The organism is Streptomyces sp. HM190 (assembly GCF_009857135.1).
In the GTDB taxonomy this organism is placed as follows: Bacteria; Actinomycetota; Actinomycetes; order Streptomycetales; family Streptomycetaceae; genus Streptomyces; species Streptomyces heilongjiangensis.
The window spans coordinates 4127240-4148442 of sequence record NZ_CP047318.1 but is presented as its reverse complement, the minus strand read 5'-3'; the positions used below and the strand labels follow the sequence as shown (position 1 = coordinate 4148442).

The 21203-nt window shown below is 73.0% G+C and carries 15 protein-coding genes, 1 tRNA gene and 1 riboswitch; of the genes, 7 read left to right on the top strand and 9 right to left on the bottom strand.

What is annotated here, in order from left to right; translation table 11 throughout:
• The 3 genes from GSY65_RS17570 to GSY65_RS17560 form a co-directional block, all read right to left on the bottom strand.
• Entirely contained in the window at positions 1–579 is a 579-nt protein-coding gene (locus GSY65_RS17570; RefSeq protein WP_159769612.1) for an RNA polymerase sigma factor, read from the bottom strand.
• 165 nt (positions 580–744) lie between these two features.
• Positions 745–818, bottom strand: a tRNA-Met gene (locus GSY65_RS17565).
• 194 nt (positions 819–1012) lie between these two features.
• Positions 1013–2170, bottom strand: coding sequence for a dihydrofolate reductase family protein (locus GSY65_RS17560; protein WP_159769609.1), 1158 nt, complete (start codon positions 2168–2170; stop codon positions 1013–1015).
• A gap of 64 nt (positions 2171–2234) precedes the next feature.
• Here GSY65_RS17560 and GSY65_RS17555 point away from each other — a divergent pair, with 64 nt between their 5' ends.
• The 5 genes from GSY65_RS17555 (at position 2235) to GSY65_RS17535 (ending at position 7337) form a co-directional block, all read left to right on the top strand.
• Positions 2235–2753, top strand: coding sequence for a MarR family winged helix-turn-helix transcriptional regulator (locus GSY65_RS17555; RefSeq protein ID WP_159769606.1), 519 nt, complete (start codon positions 2235–2237; stop codon positions 2751–2753).
• 190 nt (positions 2754–2943) lie between these two features.
• The gene (locus GSY65_RS17550; RefSeq protein WP_159769603.1) at positions 2944–3576 is read left to right on the top strand and encodes a GTP cyclohydrolase II; all 633 of its coding nucleotides are present in this window, start codon (positions 2944–2946) and stop codon (positions 3574–3576) included.
• Positions 3577–3724: 148 nt separating this feature from the next.
• Positions 3725–4828 carry a PP2C family protein-serine/threonine phosphatase gene (locus GSY65_RS17545; protein WP_159769600.1) on the top strand — a complete coding sequence of 368 codons (1104 nt, stop codon included), beginning with the start codon at positions 3725–3727 and terminating at the stop codon, positions 4826–4828.
• 233 nt (positions 4829–5061) lie between these two features.
• Positions 5062–5217: riboswitch (cyclic di-AMP (ydaO/yuaA leader) on the top strand.
• 11 nt (positions 5218–5228) lie between these two features.
• A complete protein-coding gene (locus GSY65_RS17540; protein ID WP_159769597.1) occupies positions 5229–6281 on the top strand; it encodes a M23 family metallopeptidase in 1053 nt (350 codons plus the stop codon).
• Between the two features lie 111 nt (positions 6282–6392).
• Positions 6393–7337, top strand: coding sequence for an aldo/keto reductase (locus tag GSY65_RS17535; RefSeq protein WP_159769594.1), 945 nt, complete (start codon positions 6393–6395; stop codon positions 7335–7337).
• 349 nt (positions 7338–7686) lie between these two features.
• Here the strand turns inward: GSY65_RS17535 and GSY65_RS17530 are convergent, their stop codons facing one another.
• The 4 genes from GSY65_RS17530 to GSY65_RS17515 all read right to left on the bottom strand — a co-directional run bounded on the left by GSY65_RS17530 (position 7687) and on the right by GSY65_RS17515 (position 13237).
• A complete protein-coding gene (locus GSY65_RS17530; RefSeq protein WP_159769591.1) occupies positions 7687–9093 on the bottom strand; it encodes a PrsW family intramembrane metalloprotease in 1407 nt (468 codons plus the stop codon).
• Between the two features lie 112 nt (positions 9094–9205).
• Positions 9206–10003: a tRNA (guanosine(46)-N7)-methyltransferase TrmB gene (gene trmB / locus GSY65_RS17525; RefSeq protein ID WP_159769588.1), complete on the bottom strand. Its 798-nt coding sequence runs from the start codon at positions 10001–10003 to the stop codon at positions 9206–9208.
• A gap of 256 nt (positions 10004–10259) precedes the next feature.
• Positions 10260–11471 (bottom strand): L-2-hydroxyglutarate oxidase, encoded by a 1212-nt coding sequence (gene lhgO, locus GSY65_RS17520; RefSeq protein ID WP_159769585.1) that lies wholly within the window; start codon positions 11469–11471, stop codon positions 10260–10262.
• A 341-nt stretch (positions 11472–11812) separates the two neighbouring features.
• On the bottom strand, positions 11813–13237 hold the full coding sequence (locus GSY65_RS17515) for an MFS transporter (protein ID WP_159769582.1): 1425 nt from the start codon (positions 13235–13237) through the stop codon (positions 11813–11815).
• Positions 13238–13949: 712 nt separating this feature from the next.
• Between GSY65_RS17515 and GSY65_RS17510 the strand changes: the two genes are divergently transcribed.
• Positions 13950–16043, top strand: a complete 2094-nt coding sequence (locus tag GSY65_RS17510) for an asparagine synthase-related protein (protein ID WP_159769578.1) — start codon at positions 13950–13952, stop codon at positions 16041–16043.
• Positions 16044–16150: 107 nt separating this feature from the next.
• Here GSY65_RS17510 and GSY65_RS17505 read toward each other — a convergent pair whose 3' ends face one another.
• The gene (locus tag GSY65_RS17505) at positions 16151–18097 is read right to left on the bottom strand and encodes a sigma-70 family RNA polymerase sigma factor (protein ID WP_201452574.1); all 1947 of its coding nucleotides are present in this window, start codon (positions 18095–18097) and stop codon (positions 16151–16153) included.
• A 361-nt stretch (positions 18098–18458) separates the two neighbouring features.
• A complete protein-coding gene (locus GSY65_RS17500) occupies positions 18459–19244 on the bottom strand; it encodes a TetR/AcrR family transcriptional regulator (protein WP_159769575.1) in 786 nt (261 codons plus the stop codon).
• Positions 19245–19635: 391 nt separating this feature from the next.
• Here GSY65_RS17500 and GSY65_RS17495 point away from each other — a divergent pair, with 391 nt between their 5' ends.
• Positions 19636–21003, top strand: coding sequence for an NAD(P)/FAD-dependent oxidoreductase (locus GSY65_RS17495; protein ID WP_159769572.1), 1368 nt, complete (start codon positions 19636–19638; stop codon positions 21001–21003).
• Positions 21004–21203: the final 200 nt, after the last annotated feature.

Sequence of the window (21203 nt, the reverse complement as noted above, 5' to 3'; positions counted from 1 at the left end):
TCAGATCACCTCCATCTCTCGCAGCCGCGCCCCGATGGCAGCGACCGCCGTGTGCAGTCGGCTCTTGACCGTGCCCTCGGGTATGCCGAGGAGCCGGGCGATCTCACGTACCGGCAGATCCGTGTAGAAGCGGAGGGCGAGGACCTGCCGCTGTACGGCGGGCAGCCCCTCCAGTCCGTCCGCGACCGCCAGGGCCAGCAACCTGTCCTCCTCCGAGTGCTCCACCGGAGGGCGCCGCTGCCAGCGGGCGGCCAGCCGTTCGTGCAGACCGGCGTCGCGCGCGCGGGCCCGGTGCCAGTCGACGGCGACGCGGGACGCCACGACCGACAGCCACGCCTGCCGCTTGCGGATCACCTCTCCGGTCTGCCGGGCCTGGGTCTCCAGCAGCTTCAACCGGACCTGCTGCACGCCGTCGTCGAGTTCGTCCCAGGGGACTCCGCCGAGGAGCAGTACGGCACGCACCAACTCGACGTCCGCGGCCTCCGACAGCGCCGCGGCCGTCTCCGGCAGCGCTTCCGCCGCCTCCGTGCCACCCCCCTCGGTGCGCTCCGCCGGTCCTGTTCTGTCCTTACGGGCCATCCCCGCCTTCCCTCCTTTCTCATTCGACGGAGGACACAGGGGAAACGTTCGTGAACGGAGGAGAGGCGGGGGCAAGCGCCCAGGTACGGGACGTCGGAGACATCCGCACGCACACAACGACCAGGGGCCGGAATCGTGATCGGATTCCGGCCCCTGGTCATTCAGTAGCGGGGACAGGATTTGAACCTGCGACCTCTGGGTTATGAGCCCAGCGAGCTACCGAGCTGCTCCACCCCGCGTCGGTGAAACCAGTGTACGCCATGCGCGGGACGCGAAGCACACGGGTTTGTCGAGACCCCGGACACAGCCGTTTCCCCGACACCCGGCTCCCCTCCCCCGCGTCTCCTGCTCCTCCTGTTGCGCCCGGTCCCCGGCCCGCTCTCCCGGCGCCGGCCCCCCACTCCCCGGCCCCCGAATCCCCGGCCCCGGTTCCTCAGCCCACCAGATGCCGGTTCGGCTCCTTCGCCCGGTCCTCGTAATCCGGTACGACGACGACCACCGCCCCCTCCTCGGCCAGGGCCGCGTTCCGCGCCGTCGCGTCCGGCACGAACGTGTCCGGCTCGCGCCAGGCGGTGACGACGCGTCGTACCCCGGCGTCGAGGATGAGCCGGGCGCAGGGGGCCGGGCGGGAGGCACGGCGGGCGCAGGGTTCCAGGCTGCTGTAGACCGTGGCGGAGGCCAGGCGCGGGTCGGTGGGGTCGATCTTGGCGAGGGCGGCCTCCTCGGCGTGGGCGACGGGGTCGCCGGCCTCGCGGGAGTGGCCGCGGGCCAGTTCCGTACCGTCCGCGGCGACGACGACCGCGCCCACGCTGAACGCCGTATCGGAGGGCGGGCACTCGGCGGCCAGGGCGCAGGCCAGGGTCAGCCAGTGGCGGTCGGCGGCGGAGACGGCCGGGCCGGTGCCGGGGACGGTGGGGACGTAGCGGATGAGGACGACGTCGCCGACCGGCCGCGTCTCCACCAGCCGCAGCCGGCTCGTGGGGCCGCCGGGGTAGGCGCCCGTCCCGAACATCCGCGGCGCCTCGGCCTCGCCCACGAACACCGGTGCGACGGCCAGCTGCAGCTCGTCCGCGAGGCCCTGCTGGAGCAGCTGGGTGTGGACGCGTCCGCCGCCCTCGACCATCAGCCGCCTCACGCCGCGTACGTCACCGAGGTGGTCGAGGACGGCGGGCCACTCCAGCTCGACGCCGACGGACACCACGTCCACACCGGTCGGCCCGGTCGGCAGGCCCAGCGTGCGCAGGTGCTCCGCGCCCCTGTCCGTCGTGTACACCACCTTCGCGCCGCCGGTGTGCCAGAACTGGGCCTCCGGGTCCAGGTCGCCGGTCGCGCTGACCGTGACCTTGAGCGGGTACTCGGGCAGCCCGGCGGCGACGCGGGCGGCGCGGCGCTCGGGGGAGTTGACCAGCAGCCGGGGGTTGTCGGTGCGCAGGGTGCCGGCCCCGATCAGGATGGCGTCGCTGGCCGCGCGGACCTCGTCGACCCGGTCGAAGTCGGCCGGGCCCGAGAGGAGCAGCCGCTCGGGCCCGGTGTCGTCCAGGTAGCCGTCGAGGGAGACGGCGGCGGACAACAGGACATGGGGCTGGGGCATGGAGACGCTCCCTGGTCTGACCACTGGCATGGTTCAAGTTTTAAACAATAACTACACTGTACGTATGACGACCCGCTGGCTCACCCCCGAGGAACAGCGTGCCTGGCGCGCCTACCTCGCCGCGAGCACGCTCCTGGAGGACGCGCTCGACCGGCAGCTCCAGCAGGAGGCCGGCCTGCCGCACCTCTATTACGCGGTGCTGGCCGTGCTCTCCGACGCGCCGGACCGGCGCATGCGGATGACCGATCTGGCCGAGCACGCGAAGATCACGCGCAGCAGGCTGACGTACGTCGTGACCCGGCTGGAGAAGGACGGTGTGATCCGGCGCGAGAACTGCCGGTGGGACAAGCGCGGAAGCCTCGCCGTCCTGACCGACGAGGGCCTCGCCCTGCTGGAGCGGCTGGCGCCCGGGCATGTGGAGGCGGTCCGCAAGGCGGTCTTCGACCATCTCACGCCCGATCAGATCGGCCAGTTCGAGGAGATCTGCTCGGCCATCGCGGCGGCGATCGAGGGCGCGGAGGCCCAGCAGAACGGGCCCGACGACCTGCCGTGGCGCCGCCGCTCCTGCCCCTCGGGCCAGTGACCTCGCAGGTCGCCCGTAGCCCGTCGGCCGGTCGAGGGGTGGGCGATGGCGTCCTTTGTTCCCGCGTCCCCCGGATGTGACGTATCCCCAAACCAGTTGCTTGAAATTTGAAACAGGGGATAGAGTCGCGGCGAGCGCTGTGATTCAAAACTGAAGCACAGCGGCAGTCGCACAGGACCGGAGAACCCGCATGCCCGACTTCCCCGCTGCCACCCCGCGTGCCCGCGTCCGGGTACCGCTGCGCTTCCAGGACGGCTACGGCGTCGACGCCGAGATGGTCACCTTCCACGGTCTCGTCGACGGTCGCGAGCACCTGGCGATCGTGCTCGGCGATCCCGCGCCCGGCGCCGCCCCGCTGGTCCGGATGCACTCCGAGTGCCTGACCGGCGACGTCTTCGGCTCGGCCCGCTGCGACTGCGGTCCGCAACTGCGGGAGGCGGTGGAGCGGATCGCCGACCAGGGCGGGGTGCTCCTCTACCTCCGCCAGGAGGGCCGGGGCATCGGCCTCTACAACAAGCTCGACGCGTACGCCCTCCAGGACCAGGGTCTCGACACCTACGAGGCGAACACGGCCCTCGGGCTGCCGGAGGACGCCCGCGACTACACGGCCGCGGCCCAGATGCTGGGCGCCCTCGGCGTCGGCGAGCTGGACCTGCTCTCCAACAACCCCGACAAGGCGCAGCAACTGCGCGACCTCGGCATCGCCGTCCGGCACCGCGTCCCCACCGGCGTCTTCACCACCGCCCACAACGTCCGATACCTCCGCGCGAAGGTCCTCACCACCCAGCACACCCTGCCCCTGGCGGATCTGACGGCGGGCTGAGTGCCCGGCGGATCCGACGGCGGGCGGTGGCGGGGGCCCCGGCGGGCGACGGCCCCCAGCCCACTCGATCCCTAGCCCACTCGGCCCCTCCGACTAGCCCTCTCGGGGCCGTCCCGCGAGGCTGGGACAGGTGGGGCAGTCGGAGCGGATGAAGAGGCCGGACGGCCGGCGGTACCTCCGTGCCCGCACCCTGGCGCGGTTCCTGCCCGCCCTGCTCGTCCTGGGGGGCTTCTGCTACGACCACTTCATGCCGCGGGAGTTCACGGCCGTCCCCTTCTTCACCGCCGCGCCCCTGGTGGCCGCGCCGCTGCTCTCGCTGGCGGGCACGGTGGTGACCGGTGTCGCCTCGCTCATCGGCATCATCGCCGTACGCCTGCGGCACGCGGGCCCTGGGCAGGTGGACGCGCTCACGGAGACGGTGACCGTGGCCGTCGTGGCCGTGCTCGCGGTGGTCATCAACCGGCTCGTCCGGCGCAGTGACGCCCGCCTCGCCACCGCCCGCGAGATCGCGGAGGCGGCGCAGCGGGCCGTCCTGCCGAGGCCCCAGGAGCGGCTCGGGGGACTGGAGATCGCGGCGCGGTACGAGGCCGCGCAGGCCGGGGCCTCGATCGGCGGCGATCTGTACGCGGTGCAGGACACGCCCCACGGTGTACGGCTGGTCGTGGGGGACGTACGCGGAAAGGGGCTCGGTGCGGTTGCGGCGGTGGCCGTGCTGATCGGCGCGTTCCGTGAGGCGGCCGAACAGGAGTCGACGCTGGAGGCCGTGGCCCAGCGGCTGGAGAGGGCGCTCGCGCGGGACGTCACCCGGCGGGACGCCGCACGGCTGGACCCCACCGTGCCCCACGAGGGGTTCGTGACGGCCGTGCTCGCGGAGTTCCCGCACGGCGCCGGGCCGGCCCGTATCGTCAACCGGGGCCATCCGCCCCCGCTGCTGCTCCTCGCCGGCGGAGCGCTGCGCACCCTGGAGGCCCCGTGGACGGCGCTGCCGCTCGGCCTGGGGGAACTGGGCACCTGGCCGGACCGCGCGGAGGAGGTCGACTTCCCGGCCGGCGCGACCCTGCTCTTCTACACGGACGGCCTGTCCGAGGCGCGCGACGCGGACGGTGTCTTCTACGACCCGGCCGCACGGCTCCGCGGCAGCAGCTTCCCCGCCCCGCGCGCCCTGTTGACCACACTCGCCGAAGAGGTCCGCGAGCACACCGGCGGCTCCACGACGGACGACATGGCCCTGCTCGCCGTGCGCCGCCCCTGAGGAATGTCACCGAGCGTGCCCATCCGAACCCCCTCCGCATGACAACTGACGCTCAGTCAGGACGGCCGAGGCGTCCGAGGTGAGGCCAACTCGCCCGATTTCCACCCCTCATGACCCGTAAGTCCAGCGCAAAAAGCCGAACGATCATTCAGAACCGCTTGGAATGCCGCCCCCGTGTCTATTAACGTTCGATAACGCAGCGCGGTCGTCCCAGCCGTCACAAGAGGCGGCTCCGTGCTCACGCGCCGAATCCCATAGGGAACCGGGGAACCACCACCCTGGGGTGAATCACGCGGAAACCACCGTGGAAGCATGGTCGGTTTACGCGCGTAGGAGACCTTCCGCTCCGAACCCGTCAGCTAACCCGGTAGGCGACAAGGAAGGAAAGGAGTACGCCCACGTGGCGTCCAACCGGTCCGCGACCGAGGCCCCGTTCGTGCCGAGTCAACGCAGCGGTGAGCCCGAGACCTTCGGCTTCGGCAGCTACGACAGCGACAGCGAGGGCCCCTTCCAGGAGTGGAACCCCACCGCGGAGTCCCTCCGTCCCGTCCGCGGCCGGCACCGTGTGGCCAAGACCAAGCAGCGTGGCGGGTTCGCCCGCAGCTCCACGGTTCTCGGCGTCGGCGTCATAGCCGCCGTCAGCGGCGCGGGCATGGCGAGCGCCCAGAGCGGCAAGGCCCCGGTGGCCATCTCGCTGCCGGACATCCCGAACGTGGGCTCGGTCTTCGAGGACGACGAGGCCGCCGACGAGCCCGAGGGCTCGACCGCCCCGCTCAGCCAGGCCGGCCTCATCGCCGCCGACACCCAGCAGGGCACCACCGACGCCGGTGAGGCGCTGCGCGCGCGCATCATCCAGCAGGCCGAGTCCCAGCAGGACGCGTTCGACCTGAAGGCCGCCGAGGCCGCCCAGACCGCCGCCGCGAAGAAGGCCGCGGACCAGGCCGCCGAGGAGAAGAAGGAAGCCGAGGCCAAGGAGGCCGCCGCCAAGAAGAAGGCGGAGGAGGAGGCCGCGAAGAAGAAGGAAGCCGAGCGCCTGGCCGCCCTGGCCAAGCAGTTCACGCTGCCGACCTCCGCGTACACGATCACCTCCACCTTCGGTCAGGCCGGCCCCTACTGGTCGTCCGGCTACCACACCGGCCTCGACTTCGCCGCCCCCACGGGCACCCTCATCAAGGCCGTCCACAGCGGCACGATCACGCAGGCGGGCTGGGACGGCTCGTACGGCTACAAGACCGTGCTCACCCTCGACGACGGCACCGAGATCTGGTACGCCCACCAGTCCTCCATCGGCGTCAGCGTCGGCCAGAAGGTCGGTACCGGCGACGTCATCGGCCGCGTCGGCGCCACGGGCAACGTCACCGGCGCCCACCTCCACATGGAGGTCCACACGGCCGGCTCGGGCAACGGCATCGACCCGGCGGCGTGGCTGCGCAGCAAGGGCCTGAGCATCTGACGCCCCGGACCATCCGGAACGGACATGACGCCGCGTGAGGCCAAGGGCCTGACGCGGCGTTCTCCGTGCCGCCCGGAATGCGATCGTCCGGTCCGGTGGTTGGAACAGCACATGACTTCACTTCGCAAGCTGGGCACGTCCGACCTGCAGGTCTTCCCGCTCTCCCTCGGCGGCAACGTCTTCGGCTGGACGGCGGACGAGGCACAGTCCTTCGCCGTCCTCGACGCCTACGCCGACGCCGGCGGCAACTTCATCGACACCGCCGACTCCTACTCCGCATGGGCCGACGGCAACAAGGGCGGCGAGTCCGAGACGATCATCGGTACGTGGCTGAAGGCCCGCGGCAACCGCGCCGACATGGTGATCGCGACGAAGGTGAGCCAGCACCCCGAGTACCAGGGCCTGTCCGCCGCCACCATCAAGGCCGCCGCGGACGCCTCGCTGGCCCGTCTGGGCACCGACCACATCGACCTCTACTACACGCACTTCGACAAGCCCGAGGTGCCCGTGGAGGAGATCATCACCGCCCTCGACGACCTGGTGAAGGCGGGCAAGGTCCGCGCGATCGCCGCGTCCAACATCACCCCCGAGCGCCTCCAGGAGTCCCTGGACTTCTCGGCCCGTGAGGGCCTGGCCCGCTATGTGGCGATCCAGCCCCACTACAACCTGGTCTCCCGCGACACCTACGAGGGCGCCCTCCAGTCGGTGGCCGCCGACGCGGGCCTCTCCGCCGTCCCCTACTACGCCCTCGCCAAGGGGTTCCTCACCGGCAAGTACCGCCCCGGCACGACCGTGGACAGCCCCCGCGCCGCGGGCGCCGGCGCCTACCTCGACACCCCGAGGGGCCTTCGCGTCCTCGCCGCCCTCGACGAGATCGCCCGGTCCAGGAACGCCGAGATCGCCACGATCGCCCTGGCCTGGCTCACGGCCCAGCCGACGGTCACCGCCCCCATCGCCTCGGCCCGCACCAGCACCCAACTCCCCCCACTCCTGGCAGTGGCCGACCTCACCCTCACCCCCGAGGAACTGAAGACCCTGACAGAGGCATCGGAGTAACCCACACCGCCCCGCCGCGGCGACGCAAGCCCCCACGGCGAGTCAGCCGCGTATGAACAATCCGGCGCACGTCACTGTGGCGGCGCGAGCCCTCGCGGCGGGTGTGCCGCACGTGGACGAGCCGAGGCACGCCACTGTGGCGGCGCGAGCCCCTGCGGCGGATGTGCCGCGTAAGGACGTAAGGGGTGCCGAGGGGTGTCCGCCCGCAGCGGTTGGCGCGTCACCTGGTTCAGCTTCTCGGGCGACCGATTCCGCTCCGTTCCGAGGACGGGCACCCCCCGGCGCGCCCCCGACCCACCCACCCCCGAAGGCGCCCAGCCCTCACAAGCCGCAAGTCGCCCGCCGACCGCTAAGACCAGTACGGCCGATACGGCGCCGCCCGAGCCGCCGGACTCCCCCCGTACGGCGCCACCGCCCCAGCCCCGTACCCAAGTCCCTGCCCCTGCCCCTGGCCGTACCCGTACCCCACGCCGTGCCCGTGCCCGTATCCGTACCCCGGCCAAGGCAACGGCACCGGCGGCAGCGGCGCAGCCACCGGCACCACCCCACGCCCCGCATAGGCCAACGCCGGCCGAGCCACCTCCCGCCGCCGCCACAGCTCGAACAGCAACTGCCGCTCGCGGAGCACGAAGTCACCCCCGCCCCGCCCCAACCGCCCCCGCCGCCGCAGAAACGCCAGCGACGTCGCGTACACCTCGTACTCCGCGACGACGCGGGCGCCCCCCTTGCCGAAGTGGTACGACGCGTAGTCCCGCGCCACCCGCCGCGCCCGCATCGAGCCAAGCACGAACGGCTCGGGCGGCGTCAGCCACCCCGCCGCCGCGTACACCGGCAGTTCCTCCCGCACGGCCCGCAGCTCCCGCTGCCGCAGCCAGATCGACAGCCACGTCAGCAGCCCGAACATGGGCACCATGAACACCGCGTAGACCGCGAAGAACCCGTACTCCCCGAACGACGCCGACCCGTTCCAGACCGCGTGCACGCCCATCGCGAGCGCGAGCCCGCCGACCGGCACCAGCACCCGCCGCACGGGCTGCCGCTCCCCGGCCCTGGCCGCGATCCCGAACCCGATGCCGGTGAGCACGGTGAACAGGGGGTGCGCGAACGGCGACATGATCACCCGGACGAAGAACGTCGCCGCGGTGACCGACGCCAGCCCGCTCCCCCCGCTGAGCCGGTCCGTTCCGAACGCGGTCCCGAGGTACAGGATGTTCTCGGTGAACGCGAACCCGGTCGCGGTGACGCCCGCGATCACCACCCCGTCCACGATGCCGGTGAAGTTCCGCCGCCGGAACAGGAAGATCAGCAGCACGGCCGCTGCCTTGGCGGTCTCCTCGACGACGGGCGCTATGACGGTGGCGCCGAGGGTGTCGGCGTGCGACGGATCGGCCGTGGCCGTGGCGATCCACTGGGTGGCGAAGCTGTTCGCCACGATCGCGATGAGCGCCGCCGCGCACGCCCCCCAGGCGAACGCGAAGAGCATGTTCTTCCAGGGCCCCGGTTCCACCTGGTCCAGCCACCGGAACGCGGCCACGAGCAGCGGTACGGGCAGCACCGCGAGCCCCAGCCCGACGAGGAACCCCTCCGTGCCGGTCTGCTCGCGGACGAGCGCCAGGATGACGAGCCCGGACAGCGCGAGCAGCGCGATGAGAGAGCCGTATCTGACGCTCTTCCGCTGCCACCAGCGCACGGGCCTGAACGCACCTCCGCCGGCGGTGCCGCTGGGATGCGTCGGGTGGAGGGGACCGGTGGCCATTGCGTGGACCCTAACGAGCGAGGGGCGCTGCCCGCGACGTCGTACCGCGCTCGTCGACCGGTCGCGGGGTGTGGGGACTGTTCGGGCGCCTTTGGGGGGTTGGAAGCGGTTCCTACTGATCTACGCGGCGGAAGAGCAGATCGTTCACCACATGACCCTTGTCCAGTCCCTGGGCCTCGAAACGGGTCAGCGGCCGGAAGCCGGGCCGTGGCGCGAACCCCCCGTCGGGCCGGGTGTTCTCGAAGCCGGGGTGGGCGGTCAGCACGTCCAGCATCTGCTCGGCGTACGGCTCCCAGTCCGTCGCGCAGTGCACGATCGCGCCGGGGCGGAGCCGTGACGCGACGAGGGTGAGGAACTCCGGCTGGATGAGCCGCCGCTTGTGGTGGCGCTTCTTCGGCCAGGGGTCGGGGAAGTAGACGCGCAGCCCGTTCAGTGTGGCGGGGGCGAGCATCTCCCGCAGCAGGATGATCGCGTCGCCGTTCGCGACCCGGATGTTGGACAGCCCGTTGCGGTCGGCGAGATTGAGGAGGTTGCCCTGGCCGGGGGTGTGGACGTCGACGGCGAGGACGTTGGTGCCGGGGTCCGCGGCGGCCATCTCGGCGGTCGCCTCGCCCATCCCGAAGCCGATCTCCAGGACGACGGGGTTGTCGTTGCCGAACAGTTCGTCGAGGTCGAGTGTCCGGCCGTCGATGTCGAGCCCCCACGTGGGCCACAGCCGCTGGAGGGCGTCCGCCTGCCCGGCCGTCACCCTGCTCCGCCGGGGCTGGAAGCTTCTGATCCGCCGCTCGAAATGCGCCCCGGCGGGATCGGCCTGGGGCCCGTCCGGAAAGCGGGGCTCACCCTTGGCACGGGCGCGCCGAAGGGAGGCACCGGAGGTGCGGGACTCGGGGGCGTTGGCAGACTCAGACACAGTGCCCCCGAGTTTACGACCGCACCGAGGACTCCCCTCCCGAGCCGTACCTGTCCTGGAGCGGGACCCGCCCCGAAGCGGCTCCGAGTCGTACTTGTCCTGGAGCGGGACCCGCCCCGAAGCGGCTCCGAGTCGTACTTGTCCTGGAGCGGGACCCGCCCCGAAGCGGCCCCGAGCCCCAGCCGCCCCGAAGCCCGCTCCGTAGCCCGACCCGCGGCGTCCCCCGAGCCGCCGTCGGCGCGCGCGGCGGCTCCGGTCACACCGTCGCCAGCGCGGCCAGCGCTCTCCTCCCGACCTCGCGCCCGATCGGCAGCGACGCGGTCGCCGCGGGCGACGGCGCGTTCAGTACGTGGACCGCCCGCGCGCCCTCGCGGATCAGGAAGTCGTCCACCAGCGTCCCGTCCCGCAGCACGGCCTGCGCCCGCACTCCCGCAGCGGCCGGCACGAGGTCCCCCTCGGAGATCCCGGGCAGCAGTCGCTGTACGGCTCCCGTGAACGCCCGCTTGGACACCGACCGCCGAAGCTCCCCGGCGCCGTACCGCCAGTGCCGCCGCGCTATCCGCCAGGCGCCGGGCCACGCCAGGGTCGCGCCCAGCTCCCGGACCCGTACGGTCCCCCAGCCGTATCCCTCGCGGGCGAGCGCCGGCACCGCGTTGGGCCCGAGGTGGACGCCTCCGTCGATGCCCCGGGTCAGATGCACCCCGAGGAACGGGAACGCCGGATCGGGCACCGGGTACACCAGGCCCCGCACCAGCTCGGGCCGGGCCAGTTCGTAGTACTCCCCCCGGAACGGCACGATCCGCATGCCGGGGTCGTCGCCGGTCAGCCGGGCCACCTCGTCGCAGTGCAGCCCGGCGCAGTTCACGAGGACCCGCCCCCGGACGATGTCGCCGCCGCGGATCCGTACGGCCACGCCGAGCGAGGCGCGCCGGTCGATGTGCTCGACCTCGGCCCCGTACCGGATGTCGGCGCCCGAGGCCGCGGCGAGCTGCCGGGCGACCCCCACGAAGTCGCAGATCCCGGTGGTCCCGACGTGTATGGCGGCGAGTCCGCGCACCTCCGGCTCGTACTCGGTGATCTGGGCGGGGCCCAGTTCCCGGACCGGTATGCCGTTCTCCCGGCCGCGCTGCACCAGGGCGTGCAGCCGGGGCAGCTCCGAGCGCTCCGTGGCGACGATCAGCTTCCCGGTGACCTTGTGGGGGATGCCGTACTCGGCGCAGAACTTCACCATCTCGGCGGCGCCCTCGACCGCGTACCGGGCCTTCAGCGATCCGGGGCGGTAGTAGATGCCGCTGTGGATGACCCCGCTGTTGCGCCCTGTCTGGTGCCGGGCGGGGCCCGGCTCCTTCTCCAGGACGGTCACCCGTGTCCCCGGCGCGGCACGCGTGATCGCGTACGCCGTCGACAGCCCGACGATCCCGCCGCCGACGACGAGCACATCACAGTCGTAAGCGCCCAGCCTCCGCACGCGCCCCACCTCCCGACTCTGATAGTGCACTGCACCACTGACAATGCCCTCAAACCCGGAGGCCGTCTCCATGGCCTCGGTCACGTCCCGACCACAGGCCACCGGCGCAGGACCGCGGAGAACTGCGCGAGCCCCCCACGCACACGCACACGCACCCGCACCCGCACCAGCACCAGCACTCGCGAGATCAGCGAATCCCGGCACACGAGCAGGCCGACCTCACCGCCACCCACAGGACCACCCCGAGTCCGGCACACGAGCAGACGGGCCCCCACCGCACCCGCACCCGCAAGATGCCGCGCCCCGCCACACGAGCAGCCGCCCGGCCCCGGGCGGAGCGCCTACGCCGGGGTCATCAGCAGCGGCCGTGCCCTCTCGCGCAGCTCGATCACCCGCGGCTCGTCGCCGTACGGCTCCAGCCGGTGCAGGAGATCCTTCACGTACTCGGTCGTGCGGGCCGAGGAGATGCGCCCGGCGACCTCCACCGCCCGTACGCCCTGCTCGCACGCCGCGTCGAGGTTGCCCGACTCCAGTTCCGCGACCGCCGACACGACGAGCCGCAGCCCGTGCGAGCGGACGAACTCCTCCGTCGGCCGTGACAGCGCCTGCTCCGTGAAGCGGCGCACCTGACGCGGCGCCTTGAGGTCGCGGTAGCACTCCGCGGCGTCCGCGGCGAACCGGTCGTAGCCGTAGAAGCCGAGCCAGGACGGGTCGTTGTCGCCGTCGCGGGCCCGCTCCAGCCAGCCCTCGGCGGCCTTGAGCGCGGCCCCGGCGGCCACCGCGTCGCCCGCACGCGCGTGTGCCCGCGCCTCGACGAGCCGGAAGAAGCTCATCGTGCGGGCCGTGGCGAGCCCCCGGTTGCGCTCCAGGGCGGCCTGCGCGAGGTCGACGCCCTCGTCGCCGAACCCGCGGTAGGTCGCCTGCAACGACATCGTGGCCAGCACGTACCCGCCGAGCGGCACGTCGGCCGCGGCGCGCGCGAGCCGCAACGCCTGGATGTAGTACCGCTGCGCGGCCTCCTGTTGACCCGTGTCAAAAGCCATCCAGCCGGCGAGGCGGGTGAGTTCGGCGGAGGCTCCGAAGAGCGCGCGTCCCACTTCGTCGGAGTACGAGCCGAGCAGCAGCGGCGCGGCCTCGACCCGCAGGCATTCCGGGACCATCGACGAACGCCAGTCGCCGCCGCCGTACTTGGAGTCCCAGCGGCGGGCGTCCTCGGCGGCCTCGCGCAGCTTCTGTACATCGCTGTGGCCGACCTTCAGCGGCGACCCCGAGCCCTCCGCGGAACCCGCCTCGCGCGCCACCGAGCTGTCGGCCGGGGTTATGAGCCAGCGGGAGGCGGGCGTGGCGTACGCGCTGACGGCGAACGATCCGGCGAGGGACTGCCAGATGCCGCCGGAGCCGGCGCGGCGGCCCGCGAGGTCGAGGCGGTACAGCTCGGTCGCCGACCGCACGGCCTGTCCGACGTCACGGGGGAAGGCGAGGCCCACCTCGGGTGCGGGATCCGCGTCCGCCAGGCCGATCTCGTGCAGCGGCACGGGCCGGCCGAGCTTCTGGCCGATGGCTGCCGCGATGAGGTGCGGCGCGGCGCCCTGGGGGACCATGCCCTTGGAGACCCACCGCGCCACCGACGTCTTGTCGTAGCGAAGCGTCAACCCGCGTTGGGCGCCAAGATCGTTGACGCGACGCGCGAGTCCCGCGTTGCTGATTCCCGCGAGGGCGAGAACGGCGCCGAGCTTTTCGTTCGGCCCGCGTTGCTCCCTGGACATGCGCCACCCCTCGAACAGACGGCTGCCGCGGCGGCATAGGCACGCGGCATTCGTAAACCCAGCGTAGTTCGCCGCATCCCAAGCGTTAAGGGGCCTAAATCCGGATGGCGGGAATGTGGTCCGTACGAAAGTACGGCCAGAGTACGGACTGTTGCCGCGTGCCCCCGCCGTGTGGCCGTGCGCCCGTCCGTGCGCTCTCCTCCGGTCGGTGGGGGAGCGCTTCCATGGTCGTGCGTGGGTCGGCCCGCTGTACTGGATCCAGTGGGCTGGGGGACACCGTCGCCTTCATCCCCGCGGGCGGCGGACCGGTCCGGGAGGTGAACTCCGCCTCCCGGACTGATCGTTGACACTGAGTCGCCATCGGGTCGGTACGGAGGGTGTGTGAGTTCTGTCCCACGAACCCGATTTGGCCGAAAATCGACGGTGGGTGCGAGGGGTCAATACCCCTCCGACCACGTCTCTTGAGGGCGCGTTAGGAGTTCTGGGGGAGCGTATCGGGGGCGCATTCGCGTCGTAGACCCGGGGTCCGCCTTTGTCGACCGCCCCGCTCCCGGGGCCGTCCACCGGTGGCGCGGGGGAGCGCTCACGTCTCCCCGGGGGCGCACTTGCCGGTGTGCAAGGCGCCCCGCACGCCCTCCATCGAGCCTCCTTCGTGGCAGCATGGGTGCCGTTCGTACGGTGCACTGGTTGTCCACAGCCTGTGGAGGCGTCGATGCGGTGGTTGGTGGGCTGGAGCAGTGCCGCCGCTGGCTCCCACGCCCTCGGCTCCGCCGGGGCCGTCGGCCCCGACGGCGAGGCGGTGCAACCGGTCGGTTCCCACCTGCTGTGGGGCGGCCCCGATCCGCTGTGGGCCGTCGGCGACTGGCGCCCCGACGAGGTGCGCGTGGTCCAGGCCGACGCCGACACCAGGATCGCCGTCCTCGGCATCTGCGGGGCCACCGACGAGCAGCTGCGCGTGGCCCTGTTCGCGGCCCGCGGCGGTGCCCTGCGCCATCTCACCGCCTGGCCCGGCAGTTACACCGCCGTCGTCCAGGTCGGCCGCCGGGTCACCGTCTGCGGTGACCTCGCGGGCGCGCGCCCCGTCTTCCACACGCCCTGGGCCGGCGGCACCGCGTACGCGACGGCCGCCCTGCCGCTGGCCGACCTCGTCGAGGCCGACCTGGACTTCGGGCACCTCGCGGCCCTGCTCGCCGCCCCCGACGTACCGGACGCCCTCCACGACTCCACCCCGTACGACGGCGTGCGCCGCGTTCCCCCGGGGCATGCGCTCATCCTGCGCGCCGGGGCGCGTGAGATCGCCGGCTACGAGCCCGTCGCGTCCCTCGCCGTCGCCGCACCCGCCGCCGACCCGCACAGCGCGGTGGACGCGGTGAGGGACGCTCTCGTAGAAGCAGTACGCACGCGTCTGTCCGCTCCGCGCCACGTGCCCGACATCGATCCGGGCCCCGTGCCCGGAATGGGACCCGCGGAGCGCCGCGCCGCCCGCGGCATGCCGGTCCCCGGCATCGGCGCCGACCTCTCCGGCGGTCCCGCCTCGGGCACGCTGGCCCTCCTCGCCGCCGGCCTGCCGGGCGCCCCCGGCACGGTCCTGGGCCACGGCACGGGCTCCGGCGAACGGCTCCTCGCCGTCACCTTCAACGACCTGGCGACCTCGGGCCGCGAGGCCGAAGTGGAACGCGCGGGCACCCTGGCCGCCAACCCCCGCCTCCACCACGTCGTCGTGACCGGCGGCGAGGACGTCCTCCCGTACGCGGACCTCGACGTCCCGCTGACCGACGAACCGGGACCCTCGCTCGTCCTGGCGGCCCGTCACCGCGCCCGGCTCGCCGCCGGCAGCGCCGACCACTTCACCGGCTACGGCGCCCGCCAGGTCCTGGACGCCCACCCCGCCCGCCTGGCCGACCTGCTGATGGACCGCAAGCGCCGCCACCTCGTCCGCCCGGTCGCCGCCCTCGCCAGGGCGGACGGCTCGGTGATGGTCCCCGCGCGCGTGTACGGCGCCGCCCGGAAGCTGGCCCGCACCCCCTACCGCGCTGGCGTCGAGGTCCTGGCCGACCGTCTGATGCGGCGCCGCTTCGACGAACCCGGCGGCGCCGTCGGAGCCTCGCTCGCCGCGCTCGCCTGGGCGAGACCCGGGCCCGCCGCCCGCTGGCTGACGGGCGAGGCCCTGGCAGAAGTATCGATTCGCCTGAGTGCCGTGTCGGGCCGCCCGAGCGTCGGTCCGGGACAGCGCCCCGGCGACTTCCGGGCCCGCGCGGCCCTGGCCCGCCACGCCGCCGACCTGCGCGTTCTCGAACAGGCCGCCGAGATCCGCTCGCAGCGCCTGCACACCCCGTTCCTCGACAACCAGGTCGTCCGCGCCTGCCGGGCCCTCCCCGAGGCCCTGCGCGTCCAGCCGGGCGCCCGCGCCGCCATCCTCCGTACGGTCCTGGAGGGCGCCGGCGTCACCGACCTCCCGCCCGGCTGGGGCGCCCCCTCCCACGCCTCGTCCGCCGCCGCGGCCCGCACCGGTCTGCGCGTCGCCGCCGACACGCTGATCGGCCTGTTCGACACACCGCTCCTCGCGCAGGCCGGCCTGGTGGAGGCCCGCGTCGTCCGCAAGGCGCTCCGCGCGGCCGCCGCGGGCGAGCCCCTGCCGCTGGACGGCCTCGCCGACCTCGTCTCCCTGGAACTCTGGCTGCGCCGCCTCCTCTCCCGTCGCGGCACCTGCTGGACGGGCACCCCGGCCAGACAACGCGCCGTACCCGCCGGGATCACCCCCCAACACGGCGCCCTGGGCGCGGGGGCGACGGCCCGGCGGGCGTAGCGAGCACCGGCCCCCACGACAAGCCGAGCCGCCGGAGCCCCGTAGGCCCTCGCAGCGGAGCTCTGAGCGCCGAAGGGCCGCGCCGCCCGCCCGCCCGTTCCCCGTCCCTACGCGCAGCTGAACCGCGACTCCGCCCAGTCCGCCATGGTCGTCCCGTCGAAGGGGCTGCGCGGTTCGACGACGAGTCGTACCGTCCGGCGTCCGGAGATGTTCACCCGGACCGGTACGGCCGCGTCCCCGCCCTCGACCAGCCCCGACCTCCACAGCCGCACCCCGTCGCCGTAGACGGAGAAGTACACCTTGCCGTGGCCGAGTGTCATGTCGTCGATGCCGACCAGCGCCTCGTACGAGGCACACCGGCGGTTGAGGTCGATGGTGACGGAGGAGCTGCCGTGGACGGTCACCCCGTGCCCGTACCGCTTCTGCGCGATCGACACCCCGTAGCGCTGCCAGACCCAGCTGCTCTCGCCGAGCCGCATCTCGGGCTCGGTGCCGTCGCCGAGGAGCCCGTACCGCAGCTCGCTCCACGGGTAGACGGCCGGGGGAGCGGGCGCGGGGGTGGGCGGCGGAGGCGGTGTGGGCGACGGCCTCGGCCGGGACGGGGTCGGCGTGGGTGTCGGGGTGGGGGACGCCTTCGCGGGCGGCGCGGGCGCCCTGGACGGCTTCGGGGTCGGGGCGGATGCCGGGGACGCCTTGGCCAGCGGCGCCCTGGCCGGGGGCGCTCCGGGCGCGGGCTCCTGCGCCGGCGGCTCCGGGCGCGGCGGTCCGGGCGAGGACACGGCGGCCCTGCTGGGGGGCGGTTCGGCCAGCGGAGCCTTGTCGTGGGCCTCGTGGCCCGCCAGGGCGAGCGCCACCGCCGCAGCCACCATCCCGGCGACGCTCACCGCGATACCGGCCTTCGCGGGCGCGCCGAGCCCTTCCGCGGCGGCACCGCCGGCCCCGGCTCCGGCGGAGGCCCCGCCCGTCGCCGACGCCGCGCCCGCGACCCCGGCCGCACCGGCGCCCGCGCCCCCGGCGACGATCGCGGCGGCCTTGGCGTACCCGGCGGCCCCGAACCACCCGATGACGGCGACCGGTACGACCGCCGGGATCCCGCCGGCGACCTCCTTGATCTGCCCGGCGGCCACCCGGCACGCGGCGCACTCCTCCAGGTGCTTGCGCAGGCCCCGCTCGGCTCGGGTCCGCAGGGTGCCGCGGGCGTACGCGCCGAGCCGGTCGGCGTAGCGGGCGCACTCGGCGGAGTTGCCGGCCAGGGAGGCGCTCACATGGGCCTGGAGATACGCCTGCTTGAGCCCTTCCCGGGCCCGGCTGGCGAGCACCCGGGTCCCGTTGGCGTCCAGTCCGAAGAGCACCGCCACCTCGCTCGGCGACTCGTCCTCGACCTCGGTGTGCCACAGCACGGCCTGCCAGCGCTCCGGCAGCGACCGGAACGCCCGCATCGCCATCGACTGCTCGGCCTCGTGCATGGCCCGGACGTCCGCGCCGAGGTCGAGCGTGTCGCTGTCCGACACCTTCGCGCCGCGTGCCGCCTGCGCCGCGAACACCGCGAAGTCGTCGACCAGGTGCTCGCGTCGGGCGGAGGTCGTCCAGTCCGCGGCGACCCGCCGCACCGAGGTGAGCAGATAGGCCCGTACGGCGTGCTCGGGACCGGCACCGCCGCGTACGGCCTGGAGCATGCGGGCGAAGACCTCGGCGGTCAGGTCGTCCGCGGTGTGGGCGTCCCGGCAGCAGGTGCGCGCGTAGCGCCGCACGGCTTCGGCATGGCGCCGGTACAGCTCCTCGTACGCCGAGTCCCGGCCCGCCCGCATCTGTTCGATGAGATCGGCGTCGGACGGTTCCCGGACGGTGTGCCACTCCCGGGGCGGCAGCACCCCCGGGTCCGACCGTTCCCACTGGGCCGGCACCTCACCGCGCCCGCCCTGCTCGGGCACCTGGGCCGGCACCTCGCCATGCCCGCCCTGTCCGGGTACCTGGGCAGGGCCACGCCGACCCGCCCCCGTCTCCGGAGAACCCCCGCCGGCACCCAGCGACTCGTCCCGCCCGTCCACACCCATCGCGGAAGCCCCCGCCGCCCTGCCGACACCGTCCCGAACACCGAGTCACCCTGCCATATTGGCTTTTGTTCAGCCCCCGGCCCCAAGCGCTTATCACTCGTCCGAGCGTCACCCCAGCCCTCCGTGTACGACTTCACCCGTACGAGTGGCCGACCGCTGAGGTCAGGGAACGGAAAGGGACCCGGCGCCCGATCGGGGCCCGGGTGCCTGATGGGCCCGGGAGCGGGAGCCGGGAGGGGGAGCGGGAGCCGGAGGGGGAGGGCGGCAGCGGGTGGTGGGCGGGAACGGGAAGGGGCGGCGGGAGCCAGAGCCCCACACCGCCCCACACGGTGACGCCCCGTTCTACGGCGCGTCACTCCCCTCACGCCGGACGGGACCGAAGCCCCTCCAGCAGGATGTCCAACAGCCGTGCCGACGCCGCGGCCTGCTGCGCCGCGTCCGGCAGGGACGGCGCCGCCGTGGCGATCACGAGCAGCACGTCGGCCACGGTCACGTCCTCCCGCAGCTCACCCGCCGCCCGGGCCCGCTCCACCAGCTGCCCCACGACCTCCAGCAGCGCCGAGGCCCCGGCGTCGTCGGCCGGCCCGGCGTCCACCGGTGCAGCCGACCCGTCCGACGGCACCAGCCGCAGCTCGGTCGTCGGCTGGACCCGCTGCTGCGGCACCCGGTGCTCGTCGGCGATCCCGTCGGCACCGACCTCGGTCCCGTCCTCCGTCACCCCGACCCGCAGCACCTGCGGCGGCAGCAGCCGCCCGGCACCCGAGGCCACCGACGTCCGCAGGAAGCGCGACAGCGCCGACCACGGGTCCTCCTCCTGCCCGAGCGCCACCCGTGCCTGGTCGGTGAGCCGGGACGTCTCCTCCTCGGCTATGCGCCGGACCAGGACGTCCTTGCTCGGGAAGCGCCGGTACACCGTGCCGACGCCGACCCGCGCACGGCGTGCGACGTCCTCCATCGGCGCGCCGTACCCCAGCTCGCCGAAGACCTCGCGCGCCGCGCGCAGCACGTGCTCGAGGTTGCGCTGTGCGTCCACGCGGAGCGGGGCCGACCTCGCCCCGTCCCCGCGCCCGTTGCCGCCCGCCGTGCCGATCGCGCCGCTGGGTGCGAGAGCCGAGGCGGACGACCAATGAGAGTCCTGAATATGCATATGTGTTCCCCCGGTAATGACGTCTCCCCCCGGAGACTCTCCCCGTCATCGGAAGCCGGAGCTGCGGAACGAGCGTTCGGGGTCCTCCTCGGTGCGGGGCCTGAACCCGAACCGCATCCCTTGAACGCATCCCCCCTGTACCCCGTCGACACATGAACATAGTTGAGAGGGAGTCAATTCAGAAGGGGCACGTTCCGCACGGAGCCCCCCTCGATCGGAGTACGGGCGGGTTAGGTGTCGTTTGCGCCCCCCACCGCCACCCGGCTCACACCATCTGACCTGCGCACCTGCCGCTCACTCCGGTGAATCGGCCAACCCCGCGCCCCCACGCCGACCGGTCACACAAATTGCCGGGGCTGTGGACAAACCAGCGAGAGAGGTGCGTCATGGGATGGTGAAGGAACGGATGCGCATCCTCATCGTCGGCGGCGGCTACGTCGGGCTGTACACCGCGCTGCGTCTGCAGCGTCAGCTGAAGCGGGAACTGAGTAGCGGCGACATCGAGATCGTCGTAGTGTCCCCCGACCCTTATATGACGTATCAACCCTTCCTTCCGGAGGCCGCCGCGGGCTCCATCTCGCCCCGCCACGTCGTCGTCCCACTGCGCCGCGTCCTGGACCAGTGCAAGGTCGTCATCGGCGAGGCCACGGAGATCAACCACGCCAAGCGCGTCGCGACCCTCACCACCCTCGCCACCGAGGAGGAGGGATCGAGCGCCGAACAGTTGTCGTACGACGAGCTCGTCCTCGCGCCCGGCTCGATCTCGCGCACCCTGCCCGTCCCCGGTCTCGCCGACTACGGCATCGGCTTCAAGACCGTCGAGGAGGCCATCGGCCTGCGCAACCACGTCATCGAGCAGATGGACATCGCCTCCTCCACCCGCGATCCCGCGATCCGCGACGCCGCCCTGACCTTCGTCTTCGTGGGCGGCGGCTACGCCGGCGTGGAGGCGCTCGGCGAGCTGGAGGACATGGCCCGCTACACCGCGCGGTACTACCACAACGTCAAGCCCGAGGACATGAAGTGGATCCTCGTGGAGGCATCCGACCGCATCCTCCCCGAGGTCGGCGAGGAAATGGGCCGCTACACGGTCACCGAGCTGCGCCGCCGCAACATCGACGTACGCCTCCACACCCGCCTCGAGTCCTGCGCCGACCGCATCGCCGTCCTCAGCGACGGCGCCCGCTTCCCCACCCGCACGGTCGTCTGGACCGCGGGCGTGAAACCGCACCCGATCCTCGCCGCCACCGACCTCCCGCTGAACGAGCGCGGACGTCTGAAGTGCACCCCCGAACTGTCCGTGGAGGGCGTCGCGCACGCGTGGGCCGCCGGCGACGCGGCCGCCGTCCCCGACATCACCGCGAGCGAACCGGGCAAGGAGACCGCCCCCAACGCCCAGCACGCCGTCCGCCAGGCCAAGACGCTCGGCGACAACATCGTCCGCTCGCTGCGCGGCCAGCCACTGGAGGCGTACGCCCACAAGTACGTGGGCTCCGTGGCCTCCCTGGGCCTGCACAAGGGCGTGGCGCACGTCTACGGGCGGAAGCTGAAGGGCTACCCCGCCTGGTTCATGCACCGCGTCTACCACCTCAGCCGGGTGCCCACCTTCAACCGCAAGGCCCGCGTCCTCGCCGAATGGACCCTCGCCGGCCTCTTCAAGCGGGAGATCGTCTCCCTCGGATCACTCGAACATCCCCGTGCGGAGTTCGAACTGGCTGCCGGTGGAAAGGCTCCTGAAGACCCGAAGGGGTCGTCCTGACCGGATCCAGGGAACTCCACCGTTCAGGCCGACGTCTGACGGATGTCGGCCCGGTCGGACAGACTGGTCGCCGACATGATCCATGATCTCGGGCGGGGTCACCGTCCTGCCCGGGCAGGACCCGACGAAGCCCGCACGAAGCACCCCGAAGTACCCACTCGCCCGCACGACCAGGCGTCCCCACCGCTGCACACCGGGGC

Coding starts and splice junctions, on each gene's coding strand:
- GSY65_RS17570 (WP_159769612.1), bottom strand. CDS start 579: ATGGCCCGTAAGGACAGAACAGGACCGGCGGAGCGCACCGAGGGGGGT.
- GSY65_RS17560 (WP_159769609.1), bottom strand. CDS start 2,170: ATGCCCCAGCCCCATGTCCTGTTGTCCGCCGCCGTCTCCCTCGACGGC.
- GSY65_RS17555 (WP_159769606.1), top strand. CDS start 2,235: ATGACGACCCGCTGGCTCACCCCCGAGGAACAGCGTGCCTGGCGCGCC.
- GSY65_RS17550 (WP_159769603.1), top strand. CDS start 2,944: ATGCCCGACTTCCCCGCTGCCACCCCGCGTGCCCGCGTCCGGGTACCG.
- GSY65_RS17545 (WP_159769600.1), top strand. CDS start 3,725: ATGAAGAGGCCGGACGGCCGGCGGTACCTCCGTGCCCGCACCCTGGCG.
- GSY65_RS17535 (WP_159769594.1), top strand. CDS start 6,393: ATGACTTCACTTCGCAAGCTGGGCACGTCCGACCTGCAGGTCTTCCCG.
- GSY65_RS17530 (WP_159769591.1), bottom strand. CDS start 9,093: ATGGCCACCGGTCCCCTCCACCCGACGCATCCCAGCGGCACCGCCGGC.
- GSY65_RS17515 (WP_159769582.1), bottom strand. CDS start 13,237: ATGTCCAGGGAGCAACGCGGGCCGAACGAAAAGCTCGGCGCCGTTCTC.
- GSY65_RS17510 (WP_159769578.1), top strand. CDS start 13,950: ATGCGGTGGTTGGTGGGCTGGAGCAGTGCCGCCGCTGGCTCCCACGCC.
- GSY65_RS17505 (WP_201452574.1), bottom strand. CDS start 18,097: ATGGGTGTGGACGGGCGGGACGAGTCGCTGGGTGCCGGCGGGGGTTCT.
- GSY65_RS17500 (WP_159769575.1), bottom strand. CDS start 19,244: ATGCATATTCAGGACTCTCATTGGTCGTCCGCCTCGGCTCTCGCACCC.
- GSY65_RS17495 (WP_159769572.1), top strand. CDS start 19,636: ATGGTGAAGGAACGGATGCGCATCCTCATCGTCGGCGGCGGCTACGTC.